The organism is Bradyrhizobium sp. SHOUNA76, assembly GCF_023006445.1.
GTDB lineage: Bacteria > Pseudomonadota > Alphaproteobacteria > Rhizobiales > Xanthobacteraceae > Bradyrhizobium.
On the sequence record NZ_JALBHA010000011.1, the window covers coordinates 20,427 to 42,057 of the forward strand.

Genomic DNA, 21,631 nt, shown 5'->3' on the forward strand with positions numbered 1-21,631 from the left:
TTTTGTGCTGCTGATCGCTGCTGCAGTGCTTATTCAGTGGTAGTTCCTCCCGGCAGGCGAGCGCCGTCAGCTCCAGCCAATGGCTCATTCGGGCCAATGAGGGGAGTCAAACCCTTGTTAGCTTCTGAACTGAACATCAGGGCGGCAAACGCCCTCAATAGAGCTCGCAAGATGCCGCCGGGACATCAGCGCGGGGAGGCACTGCAAAAGGCAACAATCCTGGAGAACGCTGCTGAGATGCTCGAGCATCTCGGCGGCAAGGCCGGCGTGCCGTCAGAATGACAGTTGAGAGTTGCATCCCGTCCGCTCCACCATTCACGCACCGATCGGGTCGGATATTCTGAGGAAAGAGCACCTAGGTATGGATCATAGGGGAACCGAGATGCTTGTCCCAGATCGATCGCTCGTTCCAGTCAACAGCCGTTTCCCGTAGAGGGGCCCATCCAATGATGCTCGATATTTCACGCAGTCCGGCCGTCGTTCTCGTCGTAGAGGACGAGATGATGCTCCGCATGCGCGCGGTCAACATGGTGGAAGACGCCGGCTACGCGCCGGTGGAAGCTCTGGATACCGACGAAGCCGTCTCAATCCTGGAATCCAGATCCGACATCGCGCTCATGTGCACCGACATTCAGTTGCCCGGCAGCATGGACGGCCTGGGCCTTGCGCATACCGTGCATAAGCGTTGGCCGGTGATCAAGATCATCCTGATGTCGGGGCAATTGAACCCGGCGAGCATCGATCTTCCCCCGTGCAGCAGATTTTTCGGCAAGCCACTCCAAGCCTGGCAAATCATAGCCCAGATGCGCAGCATGATCGGTCACGCCTGAAGCTGGTGGTTTTGGTGCCGGATGCCGCCAAAATCGCACAACGCGAACGCTCCGCCCAAAATCGAGTGCGGCACCCAGTCCAAGGTGATAGAGTTGCAAATGCTTGAAGTCGATCTCCGCACAGATCCGCCCCCCAGCGACGCAGAATCGCACCAGGACTTTCTGGCGGCTGAGAACGTTAGCCTGCGGCTTCTCCTGGCGGAGGCGGAGATCAATACGAGGAGTCTGCTTGCCAAGGCCGGTATCGACGCCAGAGAGCGCGAGGCGGCCGACAGGCTGCAGAATCTGATCCTTGAAGAGCTGCACCACCGCATCAAGAATACCCTTGCGACCGTCGCCGCCATCGTCTCCCAAAGCCTGCACGGCTTACAGGGGGCCGAGCACGCACAGCAGGCCATCGAGGGCCGGCTATTGGCGCTCGGCCGGGCGCACGATCTTCTTTTGCAGGCAAGATGGTCCAGCGCTGATCTTGGCACGGTCGTCCGTAGCGCCATCGAAGCCTTCGACAATCCCGATGAGTCGAAATTCTCGATCTCGGGACCCGATATCCGGATGACGTCGGCTGCCGTCATCGCTGTCGCGATGACGCTTAACGAGCTTTGCACGAACACCACGAAGTTTGGCGCCCTGTCGGTCCCGGAGGGGCGCGTCGACCTCGTCTGGACAATGGACCGACAGACCCAGCGCTTGCACCTGACCTGGACCGAGAAGAGCGGCCCAATGGTCCAGCCGCCCGTAAAGCGCAGTTTCGGAACGCGGCTGATCGAGACGCTTGGCAAGCAGCTCCGGGGCGACGTGCAACTAACGTATGCGTCGACGGGGTTCTCGTACACGTTCGATGTACCGATAGCGTCTCTGAGCTCCTCGCCGACATAGCCCGCGCGCGATGTGTAGCCACGTGAGTGGTTCAGTCTTTCTCTTCATCCCTCATTGGGAGCCGTCCTTTTTGCGGTGAACATTGGCACGGCGTGTGCGGACAAATGTGTACCGCCGGATTGCGATTTCCCGATCCGACACAACGCCGCCAAGCATTACTCGGCTCGGCGGCGTTGTGCTTTTTAGGGAACGAGATTTATGTGTGCCGAGGGTCTTTTGGGACGAGAAGGGGCGGCGACTCATTTCTTTCCGAGAGGCTGACATTGGCCAAAAGGCAAAGCTGGCAAGTTTGCCGTTCGCGTGACCCACGCGGAATCCCGGGAGCCAGCACCGCAGCCTCACGCAGAGCGGGTCCACAGTCGCGGGTCTGGTAGCCAAGTCACAGTGGCGTAGCGAGTCCTGTGGAATGGGTTACCAACGCCGCCCCCAATTGCCGCGCCACCTACCTCCCCATCCGCTGCCACCCCGAAGCAGCCATGCCCGTCGAGCTGCAAAGCGAACGACTCCTCGTCTCCGGCAATATTTGCAATGTGAGCAATATTGACCAGTGAGCGCGGCATTTTTGAAAGCATACTACCGCTCTGATAGCGAGAGATTGGCCGCCGTTGTGTAACATTCCAATATTGGCTTGAGGTCTCAAATGGGGTCTCGTAAGCGGCGCATTGAAGCCGTCCTCGACACGCGCATTTCAGCCCCGCAGCGAAGTGCGATGCGGTCAGGAAAGCGGTCGCGGTCCATTTTCCAACGCATGGTAATTAGGGGGCTCCCTATGGGTGAGGTTGCGCCGCAGAGCAGATTTTTCGTTCGCACGGGAGGTGTCGGCTGGATGGTCTACGATCGAAAACGCAGGGCCCGGCTCTAATTGGAACTGAAGTGGCGGAACGTTTGTCGAAGGAACAAGCAGGACGGGTGTCCGCGATCCTATCTGCTTCAGCAGAGAAGACTTGAACGCTTAAAGCTAAGAGGGTCCGCCTCACTTCGCGGACTGACAAGGCCAGCCTCGAGTTTCGCGCCATTGCTGTGCGGAGCACAGGTCGGTGAAGTTGGGCCAAATCGCATCGGCCCTCTCAGACAATTGTCTCGTTGGCGTTAACACGCGTCAAACCACGATGCGCGATTTGATCGCCGGTCAGGTCGCTAGTTTCTATTTATGAGCGTTATGTACGGCGTTTCTATCTATGAGGGTTCGCTAGAGACCAGAGGAAATCGGCGTCTTACATAACTGTGTGACGCGCCGTCGCCACGATCGGAAAACCGATGCTTAAGTTGCTGGCACGAAGCGCGGTGATCTCTTTTGCGTTGATTTCGGCGTCCGCCGCCGAACCGGTCAAGCTCAAATTGGCCTTCCCAAGCTCCGACCGCTCGACGAGTTATCTCGCCGCAGTCAAACCATTCGTCGACGCGGTCAACGCCGAGGCAAGAGGCCAGATCGAAATCGAAACCTATTTCAGCGGCGCGCTTGGCAAGGATCCGGCTGAGCAACCCCAGCTCGTGCTCGACGGTAAGGCCGACATCGCCTACGTCGTGACGGGACTGACTCGGAACCGGTTCGTAGATAATGCAATCATCGAGATGCCCGGCCTGTTTACAAGCATGCGGGAGTCCGTTGCGGTGTTCAACCAGCTTATGGCCGCCAACGCGCTGCAAGGATACGAAGACTACACGGTGATCGGCGCTTACGTCACCGAGCCTGAGACGATCCACAGCAATATCCCGATCAGGTCGCTGAACGATCTGAAGCACAAGAGAATTCGCGTCAACAATCCGGGCGAAGCCGCCGCGCTGGAAAAACTCGGAGCGCAGCCCGTATTTCTGGCGGTCACCAAGATCTCGGAAGCCATCGGCAATGGCAGCATCGACGGTGCCCTCGTGCCACCATCGCCATTGGTCGATTACGGCATCAAACGCGTTGCGACTTATCATTACCTTCTTGGAATCAGCGGCGCGCCGCTGATGGTTTTGATGAACCGGAAAACATTCACCGGACTGCCGAAATCCGCGCAGGCGATCATCCTCAAATACAGTGGTACGTGGGCAGCCGGACGCTTCATGGATACCTACGAAGCCGTAGAAAGCAGCATTATGGGTGAGCTGAAGTCCGATCCGAAGCGCCAGGTGGTCATCCCCTCGCCATCGGACCTCGATACGGCCAATGCCGTGTTCGCGGCCCTTGCCAATGATTGGGCTTCGAAAAGTGAGCGCAATGCCGAGCTGCTGAAAACGGTTCGGACCGAGCTCACAAAATTGCGATCGACCCGGTAGCCGCGGATGCCATCGCTCGCCAATATCTGGCCTCAGCGAAACATCGTTACCATCGTCGCCGCGCTCGCGACTCTATTGATGGGAACCGGGATCACCCTGAAAATCACGACCGATTACCTTCTACGTCAAGATGCGACATCGACCGCTCGTAGCTGGGCGAGGTTCCTGGCGGCCAGCGTCACCGATCTCGAGCAGATCGCCGGCGGCGAGCAGCCTTCCGCCGCGAGCATTGCGTTCTTCCTGTCGGCGCGAAATTCTGGCGAGGTCTTTCACTACGAAATATTCAACCGTAATGGCTATTCCCAGCTCGTTTCGACCCGCGAAAAGATCGCGCTCGTCGACTTGTCTGAATACAGCCCCGATGCGGCGCGATCGGTGGTCGACGGTCAAACGATCGTCGACGTCAGGGAGGGCAGTTCGCCCGACCAACCGGCATTCTTCGCCCGCGCCTATGTCCCGGTCCAGATCGATGGTCGCCCCACTGCGGTCGTTGCGGCCTACGTGGACCAAACCGAGCAACGCAAGAATGTCCACAACACGTTCCTGACCGCGGCCGTGTTCCTTTGCCTGCTGTCGGGTCTCGCCTTCTCCATTCCCGCAATTGCCTGGTATCGAGAAACGAAGGTGAAACACGCTGACCGGCGCATCCGGTTTCTCGCCCATCACGACGCGTTGACCGGGCTGGCCAATCGCCCTCATCTGATCGAAAAGCTGGAGAGAGCCGTCGCTCGCCTGCAGATGCGGGGCGGCAGCCTTGCCGTACACTTCATCGACGTCGACCGCTTCAAGGAGGTCAACGATACGCTCGGTCATGACGGCGGCGACTTCCTGCTCAAGGCCATCGCCGCGCGTCTGCGCGCAGCGGTCAGAATCGACGACGTGGCGGCCCGGCTCGGCGGCGACGAGTTCGTCGTCGTGCAGGGCGGCATCGCCGGCAAGGCGCAGGCCGAGTCGTTTGCGCGCCGTCTCGCCGCCGCCGTAAATGCGCCCGTGAAATTCAAGCAGCACGAGATCCTCACCACCGCTAGCATCGGCGTGGCGCTGGCGATGGAAGAGGACACCACCCCGGAGCGATTGCTCAAGAGTGCCGACCTCGCGCTGTACGCGGCCAAGACTGCCGGCCGCAACTGCATCCGGTTTTTCGCGCCAGAGATGGATATAGAGCTACAAGCTCGCATCGAGCTCGAGAGGGCGATTCGCGAGGCGGTACTGAATGATCGCTTCGAATTGCATTACCAGCCGCTCTTCGAAATAGCTCAGCGCCGCCTTGCCGGCTTCGAAGCGCTGATCCGGATGCCCGCGGCGGACGGAACGCTCATTCCGCCATTGACCTTCATTCCGATCGCCGAGGACTTGCGGCTTATCGACAAGATCGGGGCGTGGGTGTTGCGGGAGGCGTGCCGCACCGCCGCGACCTGGCCGGCGCACCTGACCGTTGCAGTGAACCTGTCACCCCAGCAGTTCGTGGCGGGCACCATCAGCGACATCGTCGCTGCCGCACTGAAGGAGGCGGAACTCGCGCCGCACCGGCTCGAACTAGAGATTACCGAAGGCTTGCTGCTCGGCAACACCGAAACAATTATGGCGCAGCTCCTGACTCTCAAGGCGATGGGCGTGGCCATCGTAATGGACGATTTCGGTGCAGGCTATTCGAGCTTCAGCTATCTGTGGCGATTTCCGTTCGACAAGATCAAGATCGATCGAACCTTCATGCAGGGCCTCGAGGGCCCCCATTGCCAGGTCGGAGCGGTGGTCAAAGCGATCATCGCGCTTGGACGCGAGTTGAACATGCGCGTAACGGTCGAAGGCGTCGAGACCGCCAGCCAGGCGGCGTTTCTCGATACGGCCGACGGTGATCAGGTCCAGGGGTTTTTCTTCGGCCGGCCGGTCCCGGCCTCGGAACTCGGCGCCAGCATTCTGGCCGGCTTCTCGAGGCCAATGCCGCCGGCTTCGCCCGTGCCCAAGCTGCACGTGGTCAACGCCACGGCTGAACGGTAGCACGAAACCTGCACTTCCGTGGGCGGAGCGGCTCCCGGCCCTCCGCCATTGTCGACCATTCTCGCCTTTCGGTTAGCGCTTGTCTCACCAACATGACATTTTCTTCCGTGGCCTGCATCTCTCGCCGAGGTTGCGCGTTGGTGATCATGCCTACCATGGAAAATCAATCGCGTTGCAACTCCGTACCCGAAAGCGGCAGTCCACACACCGGTCGACCTCTCACGACGTCGATCGACGGCGCAACAAATGGCGGGTACGGCCCACGGCACGAGTTGGACGGGCATCTTAATCCCCGCAAGACCGAGGCACCGGAGACTGACGCTCCGACCGCGAATGTGGCGCAATCCAAGCCGAGCCGGATACCACTGCGATTTGTGAAGGCGGCCGCGGGCATCGCCATCGTCGCAGTATTCGGCTGGCTCCCTCTGAGAGCGCTTTTCCAGACGTCAAGCGTCGAAGCCGTCGTCAACTCGAGACTGGTGACATTGAGATCACCGATCGACGGCAAGGTTTCAGCCGGCGCCGGTCTGTCGGGCGATACAGGCATCGTCGCGGAGGGCACGTTCATCCTTCGCGTCGTCAACCCGCGCGGTGACCGCGTGCGGCTCGACGATCTGCGCAGCCAGATGTCTCGCCTGGAAAACGAAAGGCCAAGCCTCGTTTCGAAGATAGCCTCCGCCCGCGCAGCGCAGAAGGATCTGGCGCGTCAGGCGGCCCTGTTCACGGAGGGGCGTATTCGTCAGCTCGAGGCGCGCATCGCCGAGATCCAAACCTCGATCGAGGCGGCCGCGGCGCGGCGCGAGGAGGCGGCGGCTGCCGTGCAAAGAGCCTTGTCGCTCATCAAGTCAGGCAGCGTTTCCTCCGTCGAGCTTGGGCGCTTGACACGAGATCAAACCATAGCCCTGCAGACCGAGATCGGCGCGCGCCGCCACCTGGATGCGACCCAGGTCGAGCTCACCGCCGCGCGCCAAGGCACGTTTCTCGGCGACAGCTACAACGATCGTCCGAGTTCGGTGCAGCGTGAGGAGGAAATGCGGCAGCGGGCGGAAGGGCTCATCGCGGACGTCGCGCATGCGGATGCGCAGATCGCGTGGCTCGAGGGTGAGGTTGAATCCGAGCGATCTCGCTACGTCAGCCGCTCGGAAGCGGAGATCACATTCCCCGTCGCTGGTCGCGTCTGGGAGATCCTGACTGCGCCAGGTGAGGACGTCCGGGCCGGCCAACCGCTCGTTCGCCTGCTCGATTGTTCCGGCGCGGTGGTGACGGCGAACGTCAGGGAGAGTGTGTACAACAGCCTGCAACTGGGATCGGTCGCGCATTTCCGACCGAGCGCCGAAGGGCCCGAGTTGGCCGGCATCGTGGTCAATCTCACGGGCTCCGCGGGGGCCGCGGCCAACCTCGCCATCAGTCCCGATGCGCTGAGCAAGGAACCATATCGTGCCACGATTTCGGTCCCCGCACTTAACGATGGCTCCAACGATTGTCCGGTCGGGCGAACCGGACGCGTCATCTTCTCGGCAGATAGTGCGAGAAAGCCATGATCGCCGCGCTGACGCCGGGCCTTCTTGCGCTCGGATTCTGCCTTGCCATCCTGCCCTGGCTGCGGCCTGGGAACTCTGCAGCGCGTTCGCTGATGACCGCGATCCTATTGCTGCTTATGATCCGCTATTTTGGATGGCGCCTTACGTCCACGATCCCGCCCGTCGGCTGGACCTTCGATTTCGTCGTGGGAGCAATGTTCCTCGGCGTCGAGGCTGCATCACTCGCGGCGAGTGCACTGTCGCTGCTGTTTCTCAGCCGCACGACCGACCGAACGCCGCAAGTCGAAGCCAACAGACGGTGGCTTGCCGGACAGGTCTCTCCCCTGATCGACGTGTTTATTTGCACCTACAACGAGGAAGTTTCGATTCTCGAGCGCACGATCGTCGGCGCAACTGGAATGAACTATCCTAACTATCGAGTTTGGGTGCTGGACGACGGGCGGCGCCGCTGGCTCGAAAAGCTTGCAGGCGAGCTCGGCTGCCGCTATCTGGCTCGGCCCGACAACAAGGACGCCAAGGCCGGCAACATCAACCACGCTCTGCGGCATGTGACGGGGCTCGCCGATCCTCCCGACTTCATTTCGATCCTCGACGCCGATTTCGTTCCCATGCCCGAATTTCTCGCTCGCGCGATGTGCCTGTTCCGCGATCCTGGCGTAGGCGTGGTGCAGACGCCTCAGCATTTCATCAATGCGGATCCGATCCAAACCAACCTGGCTGCGACCAAGGTTTGGCCGGACGAGCAGCGCTTCTTCTTCGATATTCTGATGCCAGCGAAGGACGCGTGGGGCGTGGCTTTCTGCTGCGGCACGTCGTCGGTCGTCAGACGCTCGTCACTTGTGAAAATTGGCGGCTTTCCGACCGATTCCGTGACGGAGGATTATCTACTGACGCTGCGGCTGAAGGAAATCGGCGCGCGCACGGTGTACCTGAACGAACGTCTGACCTTGGGGTTGGCCCCGGAGGGGCTCAAGGAGTACATCACTCAGCGCAGCCGATGGTGTCTTGGCTTCATGCAGATCTTTCGGGGGCGCAGCGGCCCCTTTTCCCGAAGATCGCGGCTGGATGTTGTCGACAGGCTGTCCCTCGTCGAAGCATTCATGAGTTGGACCTCGACCTATGTCGTCAAGGTCTTCGGTCTTGTCGTTCCGAGCCTATATCTTCTGTTCGGCATCAAAGCCGTTCAGGCGGATCTTTTCGTACTCCTCGGATATTTCCTGCCGTTTTATGTCTGGTACTCGCTCACCATGGCCTGGATTTCTCGTGGACGGTCAATGGCGGTGATGTCCGACGTCGCTCAATATATTGCCCTGCCGGCGGTTCTCAAAGCGGTCGCAACGGGACTGCTCAAGCCCTTGGGGCACAAATTCGAGGTCACTCCAAAGGGCGGAGATCGCGATCATGGTTTCATCGAATGGCCGCTGCTCAGGGTCTACGGGCCCGCGTTGGCGATTACGCTTGCCGGAATTGCCTATGCCTTCGTGCTTCATGCGCAAGGCGACATCATCGCCTATGGCGGCCTGGCGCTGGCCTGGAGTTTATACAATGCGGTCATCCTGACGATCGTCTGCCTGGTGTCCATCGAGCAGCCGCGGCGGCGAAAGGCCGAGCGGTTCGAGCGAACTGAGCCGGTTCTTTTCAGTATCGGTGGACGGTCCGGTATCTACCGTCTGGCCGATATGTCGATCACGGGTGCCCGCTTCGTCAGCAACAATCCTCCACCCGTTGGCACTGCCGTTCATTGCACTCTTCGGGAGAGAACTCTCGCCGCTCTGGTCGTGCGGCGTACAGCGGATGGATTTGCAATCCGATTCGACGAGACCCTCAACACGCGCGTTGATCTCATTCGAGCTTTCTATTCCGGCGACTACGTCACTGCATTCACCGGCATACGTGCCGCCCCCCTCGGCAAGGCAATCATAATGCGGATTTTCGGGTGATTACGTCTGCAGGCGATATCGTTGGCTCGAGGCTTCGCCGCGGCTCGGGCGGCTGCATGGAAGGCATTGGGCAGCATGGCTGTCCCACCAGGATGTCGTGCTGATGGGCGGCAAGAGCGAGCCACAACGGAGAGCGTCGCCGCAGATCAGGGTCGGTCGATAACCAACGCGCTCGTCGTTGAAACTGAGCAATATTGACCAGCGAATCGGTGTCTCTAAGAGCATGTATCCTTGGGGGGGCGGACTGTTGGGAGGAAGGAATGATCGTCGAGCGAAAGTCACCCAGCTTTTGGCCTCAGAGTCCGGACGACGAGATGCGAATGAGGGGCGCCCTTCGCTCTCTCGAAAAGGAGAATATGGAGCTGAAGGAACTGGTCGTCCGCCTTTCGGAGACCATCCTTCGATATGTCGAAGGGCGGCGCTGAGTTCGCGAAACGATGCGCTGAGCCAGATGTCCGGTGAGCGGGTCACTGCCGTTGCGAAGCCAGGCTCGCACCGTCGGCATCGGCGTCGCAATGCCTACATCGATGGTTTTAGCGCCCGATCACTTCGGTTGCGCGCGTGCTATGTCGGCGCCCGCAGCTCCCCCTGAAACCAAGCTAAAGTATTTGCGCAATTCATCGGGTCGACTACCTCGTCGAGGAGCTGGTGGATGAGGTCACAAGCGGGACATTCGAAGGTATGAATGCAAAAGCCGGCGGGACCGGGCGCAATGCGCGCCAGGATCATGCTTATCTGGCATTTGGGACACGTCGGTCGCTGGATCGTCATGGAGCGAGCCTTGATCATGGCGGGAGCGCGAAACTCCCAGTCACCGGTGGATGCCGTTGGGAGCGGTGATGCACCATCGTTGAGCAATGCATGCTGCTGCCGCTGACCAATATTGATCACCTCCCGAACTAGCGTTGGTTATCCCAAACACGCGCTTTCACGATTCGACTCTTTTTTCGAACATGTAATTGTCAGATCGTTCCGATGGATGGGCGTCCGCCGGCTATGGCTGGCCTGTCCGCGCCGACGCCCCACCGGTAGGGGGCTAGCCGACCGCTGATGACAATTCCGCTGCACGCGCATTCGCAGCGGTTGTTCCTCGTACAAACACACGCCGCGCAGCAAGCCGGCAACAATTGACGGACCCGAAGCAACTATTGGTGGTGCTGAACGTTGATCCACACCAAGCGAACAGGGAAACACAAATGTCAGATCAGATCCGGACAAAGCAGAATTTTCCGCACCAACCGAATGGCAATGATCAACTTGAGACAGGAGCTCCATCCAGCGCCTTCCCCGGGGGCTTCCTTGCGATTGCTAGTGCTTACGGGGACTACACGAAGAAGTCGCTCGAGGACACGAAGCTGTTTGTTGAGAAGCTCTCGGGCGTAAAGTCGCTCGACAAGGCGATTGAGGTTCAGGCCGACTTCGCCAAGGCAACTTATGACACGTTCGTTGCGGAGACGCAGAAGATCGGCCTGCTCTATGGCGAGCTTGCCAAGCAGTCGTACAAGCCATTCGCAGGGCTTGTCGCAAAGATGACCCCGACAAATCGGTAACATGTCTGTCCCGCGGCGACGGGAGCAAAGTGGCTCTGGTTCATCGCGAGGCATAACTGAGCTTGGCAAACGAGCTCGCCTTGAGGAGCATTATGGCCAGTGTCAATCCGATTTTCGAAAGCTTATCCGTTGACCCAGGGCAGGTAATCGCCGTGACCGCAGCGTACGACCTAGCATGTCGAACGCTTCAACACATCGGCCAGCTCGAGGTAGATCGGGAAATCATTGCCAGGAGAATTGTGCAGGCTGCGGACGACGGCGAGCGCGATGTGGGCAAGCTGTGCGAGCGTGCCATCCATGGACTGACCGCGCTCGACTATCGGCAGCACAGCACCTAAAGCCCTGAACGATCGACCGGCCGGCAGCGAAGCTCCGACAGCGGGCTGAACAAACGTCCCATGGTGGTTTTGCAATCACCGCTTTGGCTGGTGAACGGATGATGGGTTCGCGCTTTGACTCGTTGGAGAGCCAGCTTGCGCCGCATATTCAAATCCTTTGTATTTCTGATGGCCGCCGTCTACTTCTTGGTGGACGTCGTGCTTTTCGCTCTCGCCAAGCCTGTACTTCGCTGGCTGGCGGATTGCTGGGTTTTTGAGAGCGTGCGGGCGCGGATTGTGTCGCTTGGGCCGTATCCGACCTTGGCGTTGTTCATCGTGCCGGTTGTTCTGCTGGAGCCTGTCAAACCGGTCGCAGCTTACCTGACGGCGACAGGACACTTCGTTGGAGGGCTTATGGTCCTCGTCTTTGGCGAGCTCCTCAAATTCTTGCTTATTGAGCGGCTTTTCAGACTTAGCCGCGAGAAACTTATATCAATTCCTGCTTTCGCCTGGTGCTACGACAAGTTCTGTCAAGCCCAGGACTGGGTCGTCACTCTGCAGGCATGGCAATTCACGCGCCGCTTAAGTGTGCTTGCCAAGCACGCTATTCAAAATTACGTCCTCGAATTTAAGACCGCGCAGAAGCAAAAGAGGCGGTTTTTGCGAGCGCGCTTAGTGCCTGTTCGAGAGCCAATTCAGCCACACGCGAGAGCGCGTCCGGGAGTCCGAACGAAAGGCTGAATGTAATCGTCGTCAATTGACGGCGCCTATCTTCCAACCGAAGACAGCAGCGGAACTATAGTCTGTTGGGACCGTTCCACCGTATGGCCGACGCTCGTCGGCATAGACTCGATTTGAATTGGAAAATATCAGATGAAAAAGTCCTTAATGGTTTCTGCGGCAGTCGCGGCGCTATTGGCCACGACCGGGCTTGCGACAGCTCAAGGCGTTAATCAGGGAGCAGCGAAGGAATCGCCGGCTGCCGCCTCGCCTAAAGGCGATAGCGCGGTGCCGATGAATGCACCAGCAGCAAAGCCAGCCGAGACAGCAACGCCGGGCGCTGCGTCAAAAGAGGGCAAGCCTCAACATGTGCAGGTCAAGCCGGACGCAAAAACGACCGGCGACATGAAAGCCGAGGGCCAGTCGAAGGCATCGGACTCGACTGCTCCGACCGCCACTTCGAAGGACATGAAGAATCCGACCGCTGAATCGAAGTCGCTTTCCGACAGCAAGACGGCAAGCGAGCCGAAAGCCGACAGCAAGGCAAAGGCCGTTGAGTCGACCGCCACCTCAAAGGACTCGAAAGCGCCGACTGCCGAGACCAAGCCCTCGACTTCCGACAGTAGGACCACGGGAAATGCGGCAACCTCGGCGACGGCATCGCCTCCCGCCGAGAAGCGCACCCAGATAACCTCGGCGATCAAGCAAGAGAAGGTCGAGGAAGTAACGAACGTGAATTTCAATCTCTCGATCGGAACGTCTGTCCCAGCCGGCGTCCGGTATTACCCGATGCCGTCACGTATCGTGGAAATCTATCCGGAATGGCGCGGATACGACTTCATCCTTGTGGGCGGCAAGTACTTCATCCTTCGTCCGAGCACGCATGAGATCGTTTACATCATCGAGGGTTAGGCGAGCTCGGCAATCACACGACAGGCAGCTACAAAACGCGAGGGCGGCTCAGGAGCCGCCCTCAACATCTGACCGGGCGCTGCGCGTGATGCTGTTTTTCTCATCCGCGAGTCTTGTTGCGAAAGCGAGCAATATTGACCAGCCCAAAGGGAACCCAAAAAGCTAGGTTGTTTGGATCACCGCCCTACCATAGGCACCGATCGGTGACTGAGAGTGTCGCGCTCCCGCCTGGTCTCAAGGGGAGTATCATGCCGTCTAGTCAATCCAATCCAAGGCTTAGTGCCGCAGACTTCAGAATTCATGGCTGCTCGAGATGCCGCACACCGATGACGTTGGTCTGCATCGAACCGGACAAGCCCGGTTTTGATGTGCGTACCTTTAAATGCGCCAGGTGCGGTCACGACGAAGTCGTCCTCGTAGCAATCTAAGCGGTTTCCTGGTCAGCTTGTTAGCCAGCCTGAAGAGCGGAGCAAGCCCTTCCCGCCTGTGCTTTCGCGGAGCTTGACGATGGAAGGGGGTGGTTGGCACCGAAGAGATGATCCGCTCATCTCCAGAGGAAAACCATGATTGCCGACATCCCGCCGCCGCAAAATCCTTCCGTCCCGCTGGATGTCGCCAGCAGAACCACACGCTGCGGCAATCGAGGTTGCCAATGAGACGGAGATGCCACTCCCGTCTGATCCGCGGACGTTTTTTCTCGGCGGCTTGTTCGGATTGGGTGTCCTGGCGGCGCTTTACGTCGCAAGCTCGATCATTCTTCCGGTCATGCTTGCCCTCGTGCTGAATCTCCTGCTTCAACCCGCTGTCCGCCTCCTGGGACGTTTGCATCTTCCCCGGGCTGTCGGAGCGCTCTTGACTGTCTTTCTGGTCATTGGAGCGCTTGTAGGACTGGTGGCGGCGTTATCGGTGCCAGCCACGACCTGGGCTGAGCGGCTGCCCGAGGGCATCCCGCGCCTGGAGGCACACCTACGGCTTGTCAGTGGACCGATTCAGACGTTGCAAAAAGTCATTCAACAGGCCGAGCAGGCTGCAGATGCTCCGCCTGGCAAGGGGTCAATTGTTTCGGTTCGCCGCGATCTGGGCATAACCGGCGTCCTTTCGCCGGCACGCGCTCTATACTCGATGGCCTGTTTACGACGGTCCTGGTGCTCTATTTTCTTCTGGTCGCGGGCAACATATTCCTGCGGCGGGTCGTTGAAATCCTGCCGACGTTCAGCAACAAGCGACAGGCCGTCGATATCTCTCAGCAGATCCAGGAGGACATATCAGGATATCTGCTAACAATTACGGCCATGAATGCCGGGGTGGGTGTCACGACGGCGGCGGCGATGTATCTTTGCGGCTTGGGAGATCCGCTGCTGTGGGGCACCACGGCCTTCCTTCTGAATTACATTCCAATTTTGGGGCCGCTTTTCGGCGTCTGCATCTTCGTCCTGGTCGGAATGCTGAGCTTCGAGAGCTTGTGGTGGGCCTTGCTGCCGCCGGTGCTCTACTTTGGCATTCACCTCGTCGAGGGCGAAACATTGACGCCCCTGCTGCTTGCGCGGCGCTTCACGCTGAACCCGGTGCTGATTATCCTGTCGCTGGTGTTCTGGTTCTGGATGTGGGGCGTGCTTGGTGCGATTTTGGCTGTGCCGATGCTGGCTATTCTGAAGATCATCTGCGACAGGTTGCGCCCACTAAAAGCGCTGGGTCATTTCCTCGAAGGGGAATAGTGACGTCGACTGGCGTTTTCACGCACTTTTTGGTGTGCCGGATCTCGACCTCGCATCCCTTGCGGAACGAACACCGTCGGCGCGACTTGGTGAGGGGCGACCGGATGCATATGCCCCCCAAGCATCCGATGAAATGACGGCCTCAGCGCGCCCCCACGCCCTGGGGTCGTTTCTTGCGACCGACCTGCTAGTCGCGCTCTCTCAGCAGGGGCTTCTCATGCAAAACCGCGCTCAACAGCGAATTGTGGACCTCGATGTGCCCATTATAGCTGATGAGGCCCAGCCTGCGAAACTTGTTCATGAAATAGCTAACGCGGGATCGCGTGGTCCCGATCATCTCCGCCAATGTTTCCTGACTAATGCTCGCGCTGATCGGCTGCGGATTGCCTTCCTTGCCGAAATTGGCGAGCAGCAACAGCAGTCGAGCAAGCCGCCGCTCGCTCGAATTGAAGAGCTGGTCGATCAGGTCCTCCTCAATCCGACTGTTCCGGGTCAGGAGATACGACATGAAGAGCTGTGAAAATTTCGGCTCTTCACGAATAGCCCCCATCATCGCGTCTTTGGTGATCGACGTGATAACGCAATCTTCCATCGTCGTTGTCGTCGCGATGCGTAAAGGATGACCGTTCATGCATCCTTCGCCAAAGAATTGGCCGGGCTCCAGAATTGCGACGACCGCCTCCTTACCCTGCTCAGACACGACCGTTAGCTTGACTTTGCCTTTTTGAATGTAAAAAACCGAGTCTGCGACGTCGCCTTGCTGGAATACATGCTGGTTCTTGGGAAGGTCGAGAATCGTTTTACCCCCGCCCACTTTGGCGAGGAATTCTTTGGGGTCAAAGACGTCCTTGACTGGCTTTGCCACGGGAGCCTCCTTTGACTCAATAAACTTGCCCGATTTCGGCTAGCGGCCAAGCGCCCTGGCGTCTTGAGCCGAGCGACGAGTGCTGTTCTAGCCAGCTAAACACTTGCGGGGCTTGCCACATTCTCAAACATTACCTGCTCATTTCCACCAGTTCTACGAAAAAACCGACTTTTTGAGTGCGTCAGTTCGCGGCCCGCCGGGCACATCGCCTGCTTCCCCAAGCGCATCGAGCATAGGCTGCGGCTGTCACTCACCAGATCAGTTGCGACAGCTACGATGTGAGGGTGAGCGCAGTTGACATGTTCAAATGTGCGGATATCGACGCCGGTGGGCCTGCGTAACCGGCCTCAGGATGCTGGCCTCAACTCAACCCCGAGATCGGCGGAGCGAGGCAGTTCGCGATTCCGAGTTTGATAGACGTCCTATGGCGATGGCTCGCCGTCAGCCTGTCGCCTTCGGCGCACCGTTGGCTGTTTCGGTATCAGCCATTCCTTCATGTCTGCGGCGATGCGAAGTTGCGCGGCGCTTCTGATGGCTTTGCGTCGCATCGAGCCGGGCGGCAACTTCTTTGCCTGTGCCAAAGCCTCAGATGCCCGGGCAGCCCAATCGTGACGATCGAGATCATTGGGCGGTGGCTCTGTCATGTCATCCTTACTACTGTGGCTCTCAAGTCGCTGCGTCGTGAATCGGAAAAGATGGAAGCAAGATCGAACTCTCCGGTGCCCATGGATGCCGATGATCGTGCGGTGATGAGGCAGTATGCCGGCTCGGCAGCCTAGTCCGCTGGTCAATATTGCTCACTCTTGTGCCATCTTATTTGTACGCCGGGGCTCGTTATTCGAAGCTTTGATCCCCATATTTAGGCAAGTTCGACCATCGAGGATGGTCGGAGATGGGCCGAGACTTCAAACGAAAGGGCCCGGCATGTTTGAATCTCAGCAGTATCGCGCAAAAGCAGCCGATTACGACGAACTGATTAAGCGTTCGACCAACCCGGATGAGATCCGTAGATTTCAAGAGCTGCAGGACCGATTTGCCTCGCTCGCCGATAACGAGCAGGGACTGGCGGACGAGTATGACAATGCAGCCCACGTGGCTGAACAGGGCCGATCGCACGGCGTAGCCTTTGCGGCCGAAGAAGAGCTTGTTCTGCGGTGTCTTGGCGCAGCCATCATCATGCAATGGAACGCTCTACCGACGACGCTGCAACGGGAGATCTTCGACACCGCCGGGTCGATTGGCAAATTGCTGGAGACGGCGGCGCTCCGCGGCCAAATCGCCCGATTTCTTCATAACCACAAGGATGACGCCGGTCGCGGCAAATTGCCTCTAACAGAAGACATGCCCGCCGATGCGAGATCATGCACTTTGGCTTTCTCACGGTGGGACAACGAGGGAGGCGCAGTTCGCGACGGGCTGCCGATCTAACCGGACGCCCATAACAGGAGGTTTCCATGTCACTTACACAGTTTCGGGTCGATGACGGTCCACATGCCATGGACGGGTTGCGGCTTCTTGCTCAGGATGGAAATGAACAGATCGAGGCGTTCATGGGCCGGAAGGTGATGGACGTTTGGGCGGAGTCTGTCGAGCACCGTGGAGGACGACAAAGTCTGTTCCGCGGTCAATACAATGCGCTTGGCAGGCTGAACCTTGGCGCGCTTCAGCGGATTGTGAGCGCGAAGTACCAGCGAGGCGCCGCATTCAACCGCCAGCATCCCTTTGTCGAGGTTCTATTCTCTGACATTACGGAAAGCGGCGAGGCTTTAGATCTAAGTGAACTCGTTCGGGAGGTGTTGCCGCCAGCCTTTCATAGGCTGGCCTGAGACCTGGACCACGAGAAATCTCGCGACTGGAGTCATGTGCGCTCAGTACCACAATCGTAGAAGAATGACCTGCGCTTGGTGATAAGCGGAGCTGCGAAACCACAGCTCGGTCGTGGGCGAGATCCTGGAGGATCAGTACAATACGGTTTCGACTCACAGTACATTCAACGACAATTCGGAGAACAAGATCGATATCGACCCGGACAAAAGTACCCAATGTGATCCGGTATGCCTCCTCGGTGGCAGCTCTCTTGATCAGCAGGATGGCCATCGTCGCCGAGCCGAAGCTCCGGCCGCCGGCGGACACATGGCACCCGAGAATGCGGATGGCGACGCCAGGCCTTTTGCTTTTTGATATAGGTCGTTGCCCGTAGGTCTCGAGATCTTATGCCGACGCCGGGAGCGGGAGGAACCGATGTCCATTCGGGTACGAGATTCCCATTTTCGCTCTATCGTCAAGGCCGTCAGTTGGAGGGTTACCGGTAGTATCGACACCTTCGTGCTAAGTTTCATCTTCACGGGCAGCGTAAAGGTTGCAGGCTCGATCGCCGGCGCTGAAGCGATCACGAAAATGATCCTCTACTATCTTCACGAAAGAGCCTGGTCCGTCATTCTCTGGGACCAGCGAGGACCAACCGGTGGCGCGTCCAGCTCAACCTGATTCGCGCTTGGCTCACTGCGCAAGAGCGACTTCGGCCTATTTAGTAGTTGGAGGAGCGAGCGTCGACCGACATGGGTAAGTCCTGCAAAGCGTAGAAAAGGATGATTGCCGTTAAATTCTCTCTCTCTCGCGTCGTCGCCTCCTGCGCCTGCCCCGATAGGCGATCCTTCTGTGGGCCTCGTTGGTGCTCTCTCGCAAAGCGATCAAAGTGAGCAGCTGTGTATTGAGATCCTTTGAAATGGATCGGAGGTAAAAAAGCTTATCGTCGAGTGACTGCATTGATCCGCCAACCCCCATTTTGGCGAAATATGACCTGAAACTCGGACGGCCGCTGGTCAATATTGACCACCCTCGGATCAATGGGTAGCCGCTTTGGTCGCGGGAAGGTCAACTGGTTTCATCTTCCGCAACGAGGTGACCCAAAGGGGAGTTATTCATCAGGTGCAGAATCGGCGTAGCGTGCTGGCATGCTCGAGCGGATTGCTTGTCCTAGCGCTACCCCAAAACGGCGACGCACCGAAGTCATCGCTTCCATCAAATGGCAAGTCAGTGCCGCCGGTGAGCCCCGGGGGGCGGAGGGCACGTCCTGAGTCTTTCGAATATTGCCCAAGTTGGGACAGGCAATATTCTCAAGCGGCTGGAACGATTGATCTTGGGAGTTCTTGGTCCTCAGCAATCGGAGATTTATCTCCGAGAGCCAAGCCCACCGACCGGTCGACATTTTGCCCCAATGCCCGGCGGAAGGCTTAGCGGCCTCAGATGCTCCCGCACTGAGGCCGTTGCCTTGGTCGAGGCGAAGGTGTTCACGTGGTGCGAAAACGACCTGACGAACTGTTCAGGAACATCGCGAGCAGCTTGTGCCTTGACTAGCGGATCCGGTCGTACGTGACGTCGCCTCGAAGGTGTCAGCGCTACAAGTGCCCTCTAACTGACAAACTCGACGATGGAGCGGGAATGAAAATCTCGTGCCCGATAAACACTCAGTGCTTCCCGCTTCCCTTCTGGTCCATGACAGACAATGTCGTCACCGCCTAGGTCTTACCCGGCACCGCTTCGGCCTCGATAGCCGCGACAAGCTCGGGCGCAAGGTGCGCAGACAAACGCTGAATGATGTTCAGTAGCTGCAAGACTTCTTGCTCACGCAAGGCGTCAATCTTGTTGTGCAGCAGTTCGATCTCGAGTTCAGCCTTCACATTTGTTCGATAGTCGTGTTCTGCGTGCCTGCGGTCAATCTCGGATTGACGGTTCTGGCTCATCATGATGATGGGCGCTGCGTAAGCAGCTTGGAAAGAAAGAACTAAGTTCAGCAAGATGAGAAGCGCTAATTGTTTATTTGGAGTGGTGAGCAATATTGACCAGCGGAGGAGGAACCCCAGTTCCATTCTGGTTTCAGATCTCTACCGGTGTCGATTACGCCTGTTACGCGCCCCCACCATCCATGGTGTTGATGTCATGCCGTCACTTCAGTGCAAGCGAACAGACAGTCAAATCCGCTACAGCATCTCGCAACTTGTTCAATTGCGCCGCCAGATGCTCCGGTTTGCTCGGTCGCTTCCAGCCGGACCTGAGCGAAATGAACGCCGACAAATCGCGTCTTCCTTGCGTAGCCTCGTTAGAAGCAGGGGGTGAATCGGCGGACGTTTATGGCTTAGTCAAAATTTGCAAAACATGGAGAGAGGGGCCGACCGGCCACAGGCCTCGATCTTTTTGTCGGCGTCCGTCTGCCGGAATCTCTCCTGGCCGAATCGCGAGATCGAGAAGATGAGCGATGAATTGGGCACCGGGGAGGAGTGTACGGTACGCAAGCGCCGACTGACAAAAGGACCGACCGAATTGCGCCTAGGGCGCCTCGGCCAGCCGAGGAGAGGGTGGTTCAGATGATGATGCCAGCGAAAGCCGAGGCGCCACCTCTACCCATCTTCGTGCTGGAGATCGATGGTCAGCCGATACTGGCGTTCAGGGCCGCGACGTTTCGCCAGGCCAGAGAACTCGGCAAGGAGGGCTGGCTGCAAGAGGACTTGAAGCGAATGACGTCCGGGCACAGGCCGCTTTGGGATGGGAAGTCGCCGATTAGGGTGCGTCGCGCCGAGCCAGCAGAACAAGTCTATTACGTTGACGCGAAAACGGAGAACGCTGCGGGCGATTTGCATTTGGTGTATCTGGTTCGGCGCGACGATGAAACGGAGACAACTGGTCCCGTCACTCGTGGATCATTTCCGCCCCGGAGATGATCTCGAAGTAACACCTTATCGGTGGACTGGGGCAACTTGGTTGACGGGCGAATCGCGACCTGCTGCAGTGATGCTACCCTCCGAACGACCTCCTCAGTTAGCGCTGAGTGCCCCGAGGAAACTCTCGCGCCACGCCATAATGCTGTTGCGACGCAGTATCGTATCATGGCCCGCCAACGCGTGCATCGCTCCCCAAGTGTCATCCTCAGCGCTGTCTGCAATGCTTCGGCGACGGCGTCGGGGTCATACGGGTTGGCGATCACGGCAGCGTCGAGTTCGTAGGCCGCGCCCGCGAAGGGCTCGAGGATGAGCACGCCCGGGTCATCGAGGTTTTGTGACTCCTTGGCAACCAGGTTCATTCCGTCGCGCAGCGGAGTGGCAAGAGCGACGCGGCCGAGCCGAAAGAAGCCAGCGAGCGCTGGGAAGAGCTCCTGTTCAAATACTGGATTGGCGCCCAATCGAGTTCGCGTAGCGACCGGCCACGTCGCCCGCCAGCGCACTGAGCCGCTGCCGCAGTGCACGGTATTCAGGAACGTCGCTGAGCGTTGCGGTGGCGATCTGCAGCAAGCGGGACATGGTTGCGGTACGCGGGATAACCGTCGAGAAAGGCGGCGAACGCTTTGAACCGGCGCTCGAGGCCCTTACTGAAATCCAGCCGGTCCACCCCAATGATGAGCTGGCGCCCCCGGAGACACTCCTGGAGCCGGCGTGCCGTTCGGGATTTCACGGCGCCACTGGCCATTTCGGCGAAGTTCCTCGGCCATCGGGATCAGATGGTAGTCATGCACCCAGGTCTCGGCCAACACGGCAGTCGCAATTGATCGAGCGGTACATCCGCCGGAGCCACAAGTCCTTCTCCGGAACCGATGGTCCCGTCATCAGGCAATCTGGGCGCTTGAGGTCAGCGGGACGCATGGATATTGAGCGGCAAGATCAAGGCGTTACCTGTAAAACATGTAGATCTTCTCACAGCAAACATAGGATACTCTGCCGACCAGCTGGGTTGTTGGGCTCTGTCTAAAACTGATCTTCGCCGGGATTTCGACGGCAGACGCCCCGGGTGTGCCTCTCGATCTCAGCCAGTGCGGCGTCGAGCGAGGCGTGCGGCCCTTGCAGAATGCCGGCCATAGTTTCCGATGCGTGGCCCTCCGGATGGATCATGAACTGACGGGGAGCGCTTGCCGTGATGCGCCCCATCGAGCGGCCGAGCAGGTCCGTCAGCTGCCAAACCGTGCCTCCCTCTGCCGGTGTAACGATCACATCCATGGTGAACCTTGAGCCTGTACGCCGCGCGAACAAACCGTTGCAATAACGGATCGGCGAACTACCGAGTTCCGCGGCCGCGGCATTCTCGGTACTGGAAGGATTGCCGCTTCGGATCAACCCG

At 58.8% G+C, this 21,631-nt stretch carries 21 protein-coding genes and 2 pseudogenes; 18 read left to right on the top strand and 5 right to left on the bottom strand.

The window, feature by feature from the left end; genetic code table 11:
• Positions 1–446 precede the first annotated feature (446 nt).
• The 12 genes and pseudogenes from MOV74_RS03135 to MOV74_RS40760 all read left to right on the top strand — a co-directional run bounded on the left by MOV74_RS03135 (position 447) and on the right by MOV74_RS40760 (position 14,661).
• Positions 447–830, top strand: a complete 384-nt coding sequence (locus MOV74_RS03135) for a response regulator (protein WP_246917816.1) — start codon at positions 447–449, stop codon at positions 828–830.
• 99 nt (positions 831–929) lie between these two features.
• Entirely contained in the window at positions 930–1,706 is a 777-nt protein-coding gene (locus MOV74_RS03140) for a sensor histidine kinase (RefSeq protein WP_246917819.1), read from the top strand.
• 1,257 nt (positions 1,707–2,963) lie between these two features.
• Positions 2,964–3,968: a TRAP transporter substrate-binding protein DctP gene (dctP, locus tag MOV74_RS03145; RefSeq protein WP_246917821.1), complete on the top strand. Its 1,005-nt coding sequence runs from the start codon at positions 2,964–2,966 to the stop codon at positions 3,966–3,968.
• 6 nt (positions 3,969–3,974) lie between these two features.
• A complete protein-coding gene (locus MOV74_RS03150; protein WP_246917823.1) occupies positions 3,975–5,966 on the top strand; it encodes a bifunctional diguanylate cyclase/phosphodiesterase in 1,992 nt (663 codons plus the stop codon).
• A 155-nt stretch (positions 5,967–6,121) separates the two neighbouring features.
• Positions 6,122–7,507 (top strand): HlyD family efflux transporter periplasmic adaptor subunit, encoded by a 1,386-nt coding sequence (locus MOV74_RS03155; protein WP_246917860.1) that lies wholly within the window; start codon positions 6,122–6,124, stop codon positions 7,505–7,507.
• Positions 7,504–9,447, top strand: coding sequence for a glycosyltransferase (locus MOV74_RS03160; RefSeq protein ID WP_246917825.1), 1,944 nt, complete (start codon positions 7,504–7,506; stop codon positions 9,445–9,447). The genes MOV74_RS03155 and MOV74_RS03160 overlap by 4 nt, the downstream gene beginning before the upstream one ends.
• A 1,196-nt stretch (positions 9,448–10,643) precedes the next feature.
• Positions 10,644–10,997, top strand: coding sequence for a phasin family protein (locus MOV74_RS03165; RefSeq protein ID WP_246917828.1), 354 nt, complete (start codon positions 10,644–10,646; stop codon positions 10,995–10,997).
• Positions 10,998–11,089: 92 nt separating this feature from the next.
• Complete coding sequence (locus MOV74_RS03170) at positions 11,090–11,335, top strand: hypothetical protein (RefSeq protein WP_246917830.1); 246 nt, start codon at positions 11,090–11,092, stop codon at positions 11,333–11,335.
• A 135-nt stretch (positions 11,336–11,470) separates the two neighbouring features.
• Positions 11,471–12,055, top strand: a complete 585-nt coding sequence (locus MOV74_RS03175) for a hypothetical protein (RefSeq protein WP_246917832.1) — start codon at positions 11,471–11,473, stop codon at positions 12,053–12,055.
• A 132-nt stretch (positions 12,056–12,187) separates the two neighbouring features.
• Positions 12,188–12,946 carry a DUF1236 domain-containing protein gene (locus MOV74_RS03180; protein ID WP_246917834.1) on the top strand — a complete coding sequence of 253 codons (759 nt, stop codon included), beginning with the start codon at positions 12,188–12,190 and terminating at the stop codon, positions 12,944–12,946.
• Positions 12,947–13,711: 765 nt separating this feature from the next.
• Positions 13,712–13,885, top strand: a pseudogene (locus tag MOV74_RS40960) (AI-2E family transporter); the annotation flags it as partial.
• Positions 13,886–14,091: 206 nt separating this feature from the next.
• Positions 14,092–14,661: an AI-2E family transporter gene (locus MOV74_RS40760; RefSeq protein WP_309486775.1), complete on the top strand. Its 570-nt coding sequence runs from the start codon at positions 14,092–14,094 to the stop codon at positions 14,659–14,661.
• A 187-nt stretch (positions 14,662–14,848) separates the two neighbouring features.
• On the opposite strand, the gene MOV74_RS03190 is transcribed toward MOV74_RS40760, so the two are convergent.
• Positions 14,849–15,526 carry a Crp/Fnr family transcriptional regulator gene (locus MOV74_RS03190; protein WP_246917836.1) on the bottom strand — a complete coding sequence of 226 codons (678 nt, stop codon included), beginning with the start codon at positions 15,524–15,526 and terminating at the stop codon, positions 14,849–14,851.
• A gap of 608 nt (positions 15,527–16,134) precedes the next feature.
• Between MOV74_RS03190 and MOV74_RS03195 the strand changes: the two genes are divergently transcribed.
• The 5 genes from MOV74_RS03195 (at position 16,135) to MOV74_RS03215 (ending at position 18,013) form a co-directional block, all read left to right on the top strand.
• Entirely contained in the window at positions 16,135–16,305 is a 171-nt protein-coding gene (locus MOV74_RS03195; protein ID WP_246917837.1) for a hypothetical protein, read from the top strand.
• A 145-nt stretch (positions 16,306–16,450) separates the two neighbouring features.
• Positions 16,451–16,954, top strand: coding sequence for a hypothetical protein (locus tag MOV74_RS03200; RefSeq protein WP_246917838.1), 504 nt, complete (start codon positions 16,451–16,453; stop codon positions 16,952–16,954).
• 26 nt (positions 16,955–16,980) lie between these two features.
• Positions 16,981–17,352 carry a signal transduction histidine kinase gene (locus tag MOV74_RS03205; protein ID WP_246917840.1) on the top strand — a complete coding sequence of 124 codons (372 nt, stop codon included), beginning with the start codon at positions 16,981–16,983 and terminating at the stop codon, positions 17,350–17,352.
• Between the two features lie 112 nt (positions 17,353–17,464).
• A complete protein-coding gene (locus MOV74_RS03210; RefSeq protein ID WP_246917843.1) occupies positions 17,465–17,707 on the top strand; it encodes a hypothetical protein in 243 nt (80 codons plus the stop codon).
• Between the two features lie 60 nt (positions 17,708–17,767).
• Entirely contained in the window at positions 17,768–18,013 is a 246-nt protein-coding gene (locus MOV74_RS03215) for a DUF2061 domain-containing protein (RefSeq protein WP_246917845.1), read from the top strand.
• 1,031 nt (positions 18,014–19,044) lie between these two features.
• Here MOV74_RS03215 and MOV74_RS03220 read toward each other — a convergent pair.
• Positions 19,045–19,395: a DUF1003 domain-containing protein gene (locus MOV74_RS03220; protein ID WP_404979107.1), complete on the bottom strand. Its 351-nt coding sequence runs from the start codon at positions 19,393–19,395 to the stop codon at positions 19,045–19,047.
• A gap of 495 nt (positions 19,396–19,890) precedes the next feature.
• On the opposite strand from MOV74_RS03220, the gene MOV74_RS03225 reads away from it, so the two are divergent.
• Positions 19,891–20,244: a hypothetical protein gene (locus MOV74_RS03225; protein ID WP_246917862.1), complete on the top strand. Its 354-nt coding sequence runs from the start codon at positions 19,891–19,893 to the stop codon at positions 20,242–20,244.
• Positions 20,245–20,453: 209 nt separating this feature from the next.
• Here the strand turns inward: MOV74_RS03225 and MOV74_RS41215 are convergent.
• From MOV74_RS41215 to MOV74_RS03230, 3 genes and pseudogenes are all read right to left on the bottom strand, one after another.
• Positions 20,454–20,603, bottom strand: a pseudogene (locus tag MOV74_RS41215) (trehalose-6-phosphate synthase); the annotation flags it as partial.
• A 167-nt stretch (positions 20,604–20,770) separates the two neighbouring features.
• A complete protein-coding gene (locus MOV74_RS41220) occupies positions 20,771–20,986 on the bottom strand; it encodes a trehalose-6-phosphate synthase (protein ID WP_369010437.1) in 216 nt (71 codons plus the stop codon).
• A gap of 275 nt (positions 20,987–21,261) precedes the next feature.
• Positions 21,262–21,627 carry a hypothetical protein gene (locus MOV74_RS03230; RefSeq protein ID WP_246917847.1) on the bottom strand — a complete coding sequence of 122 codons (366 nt, stop codon included), beginning with the start codon at positions 21,625–21,627 and terminating at the stop codon, positions 21,262–21,264.
• Between the last annotated feature and the right edge of the window lie 4 nt (positions 21,628–21,631).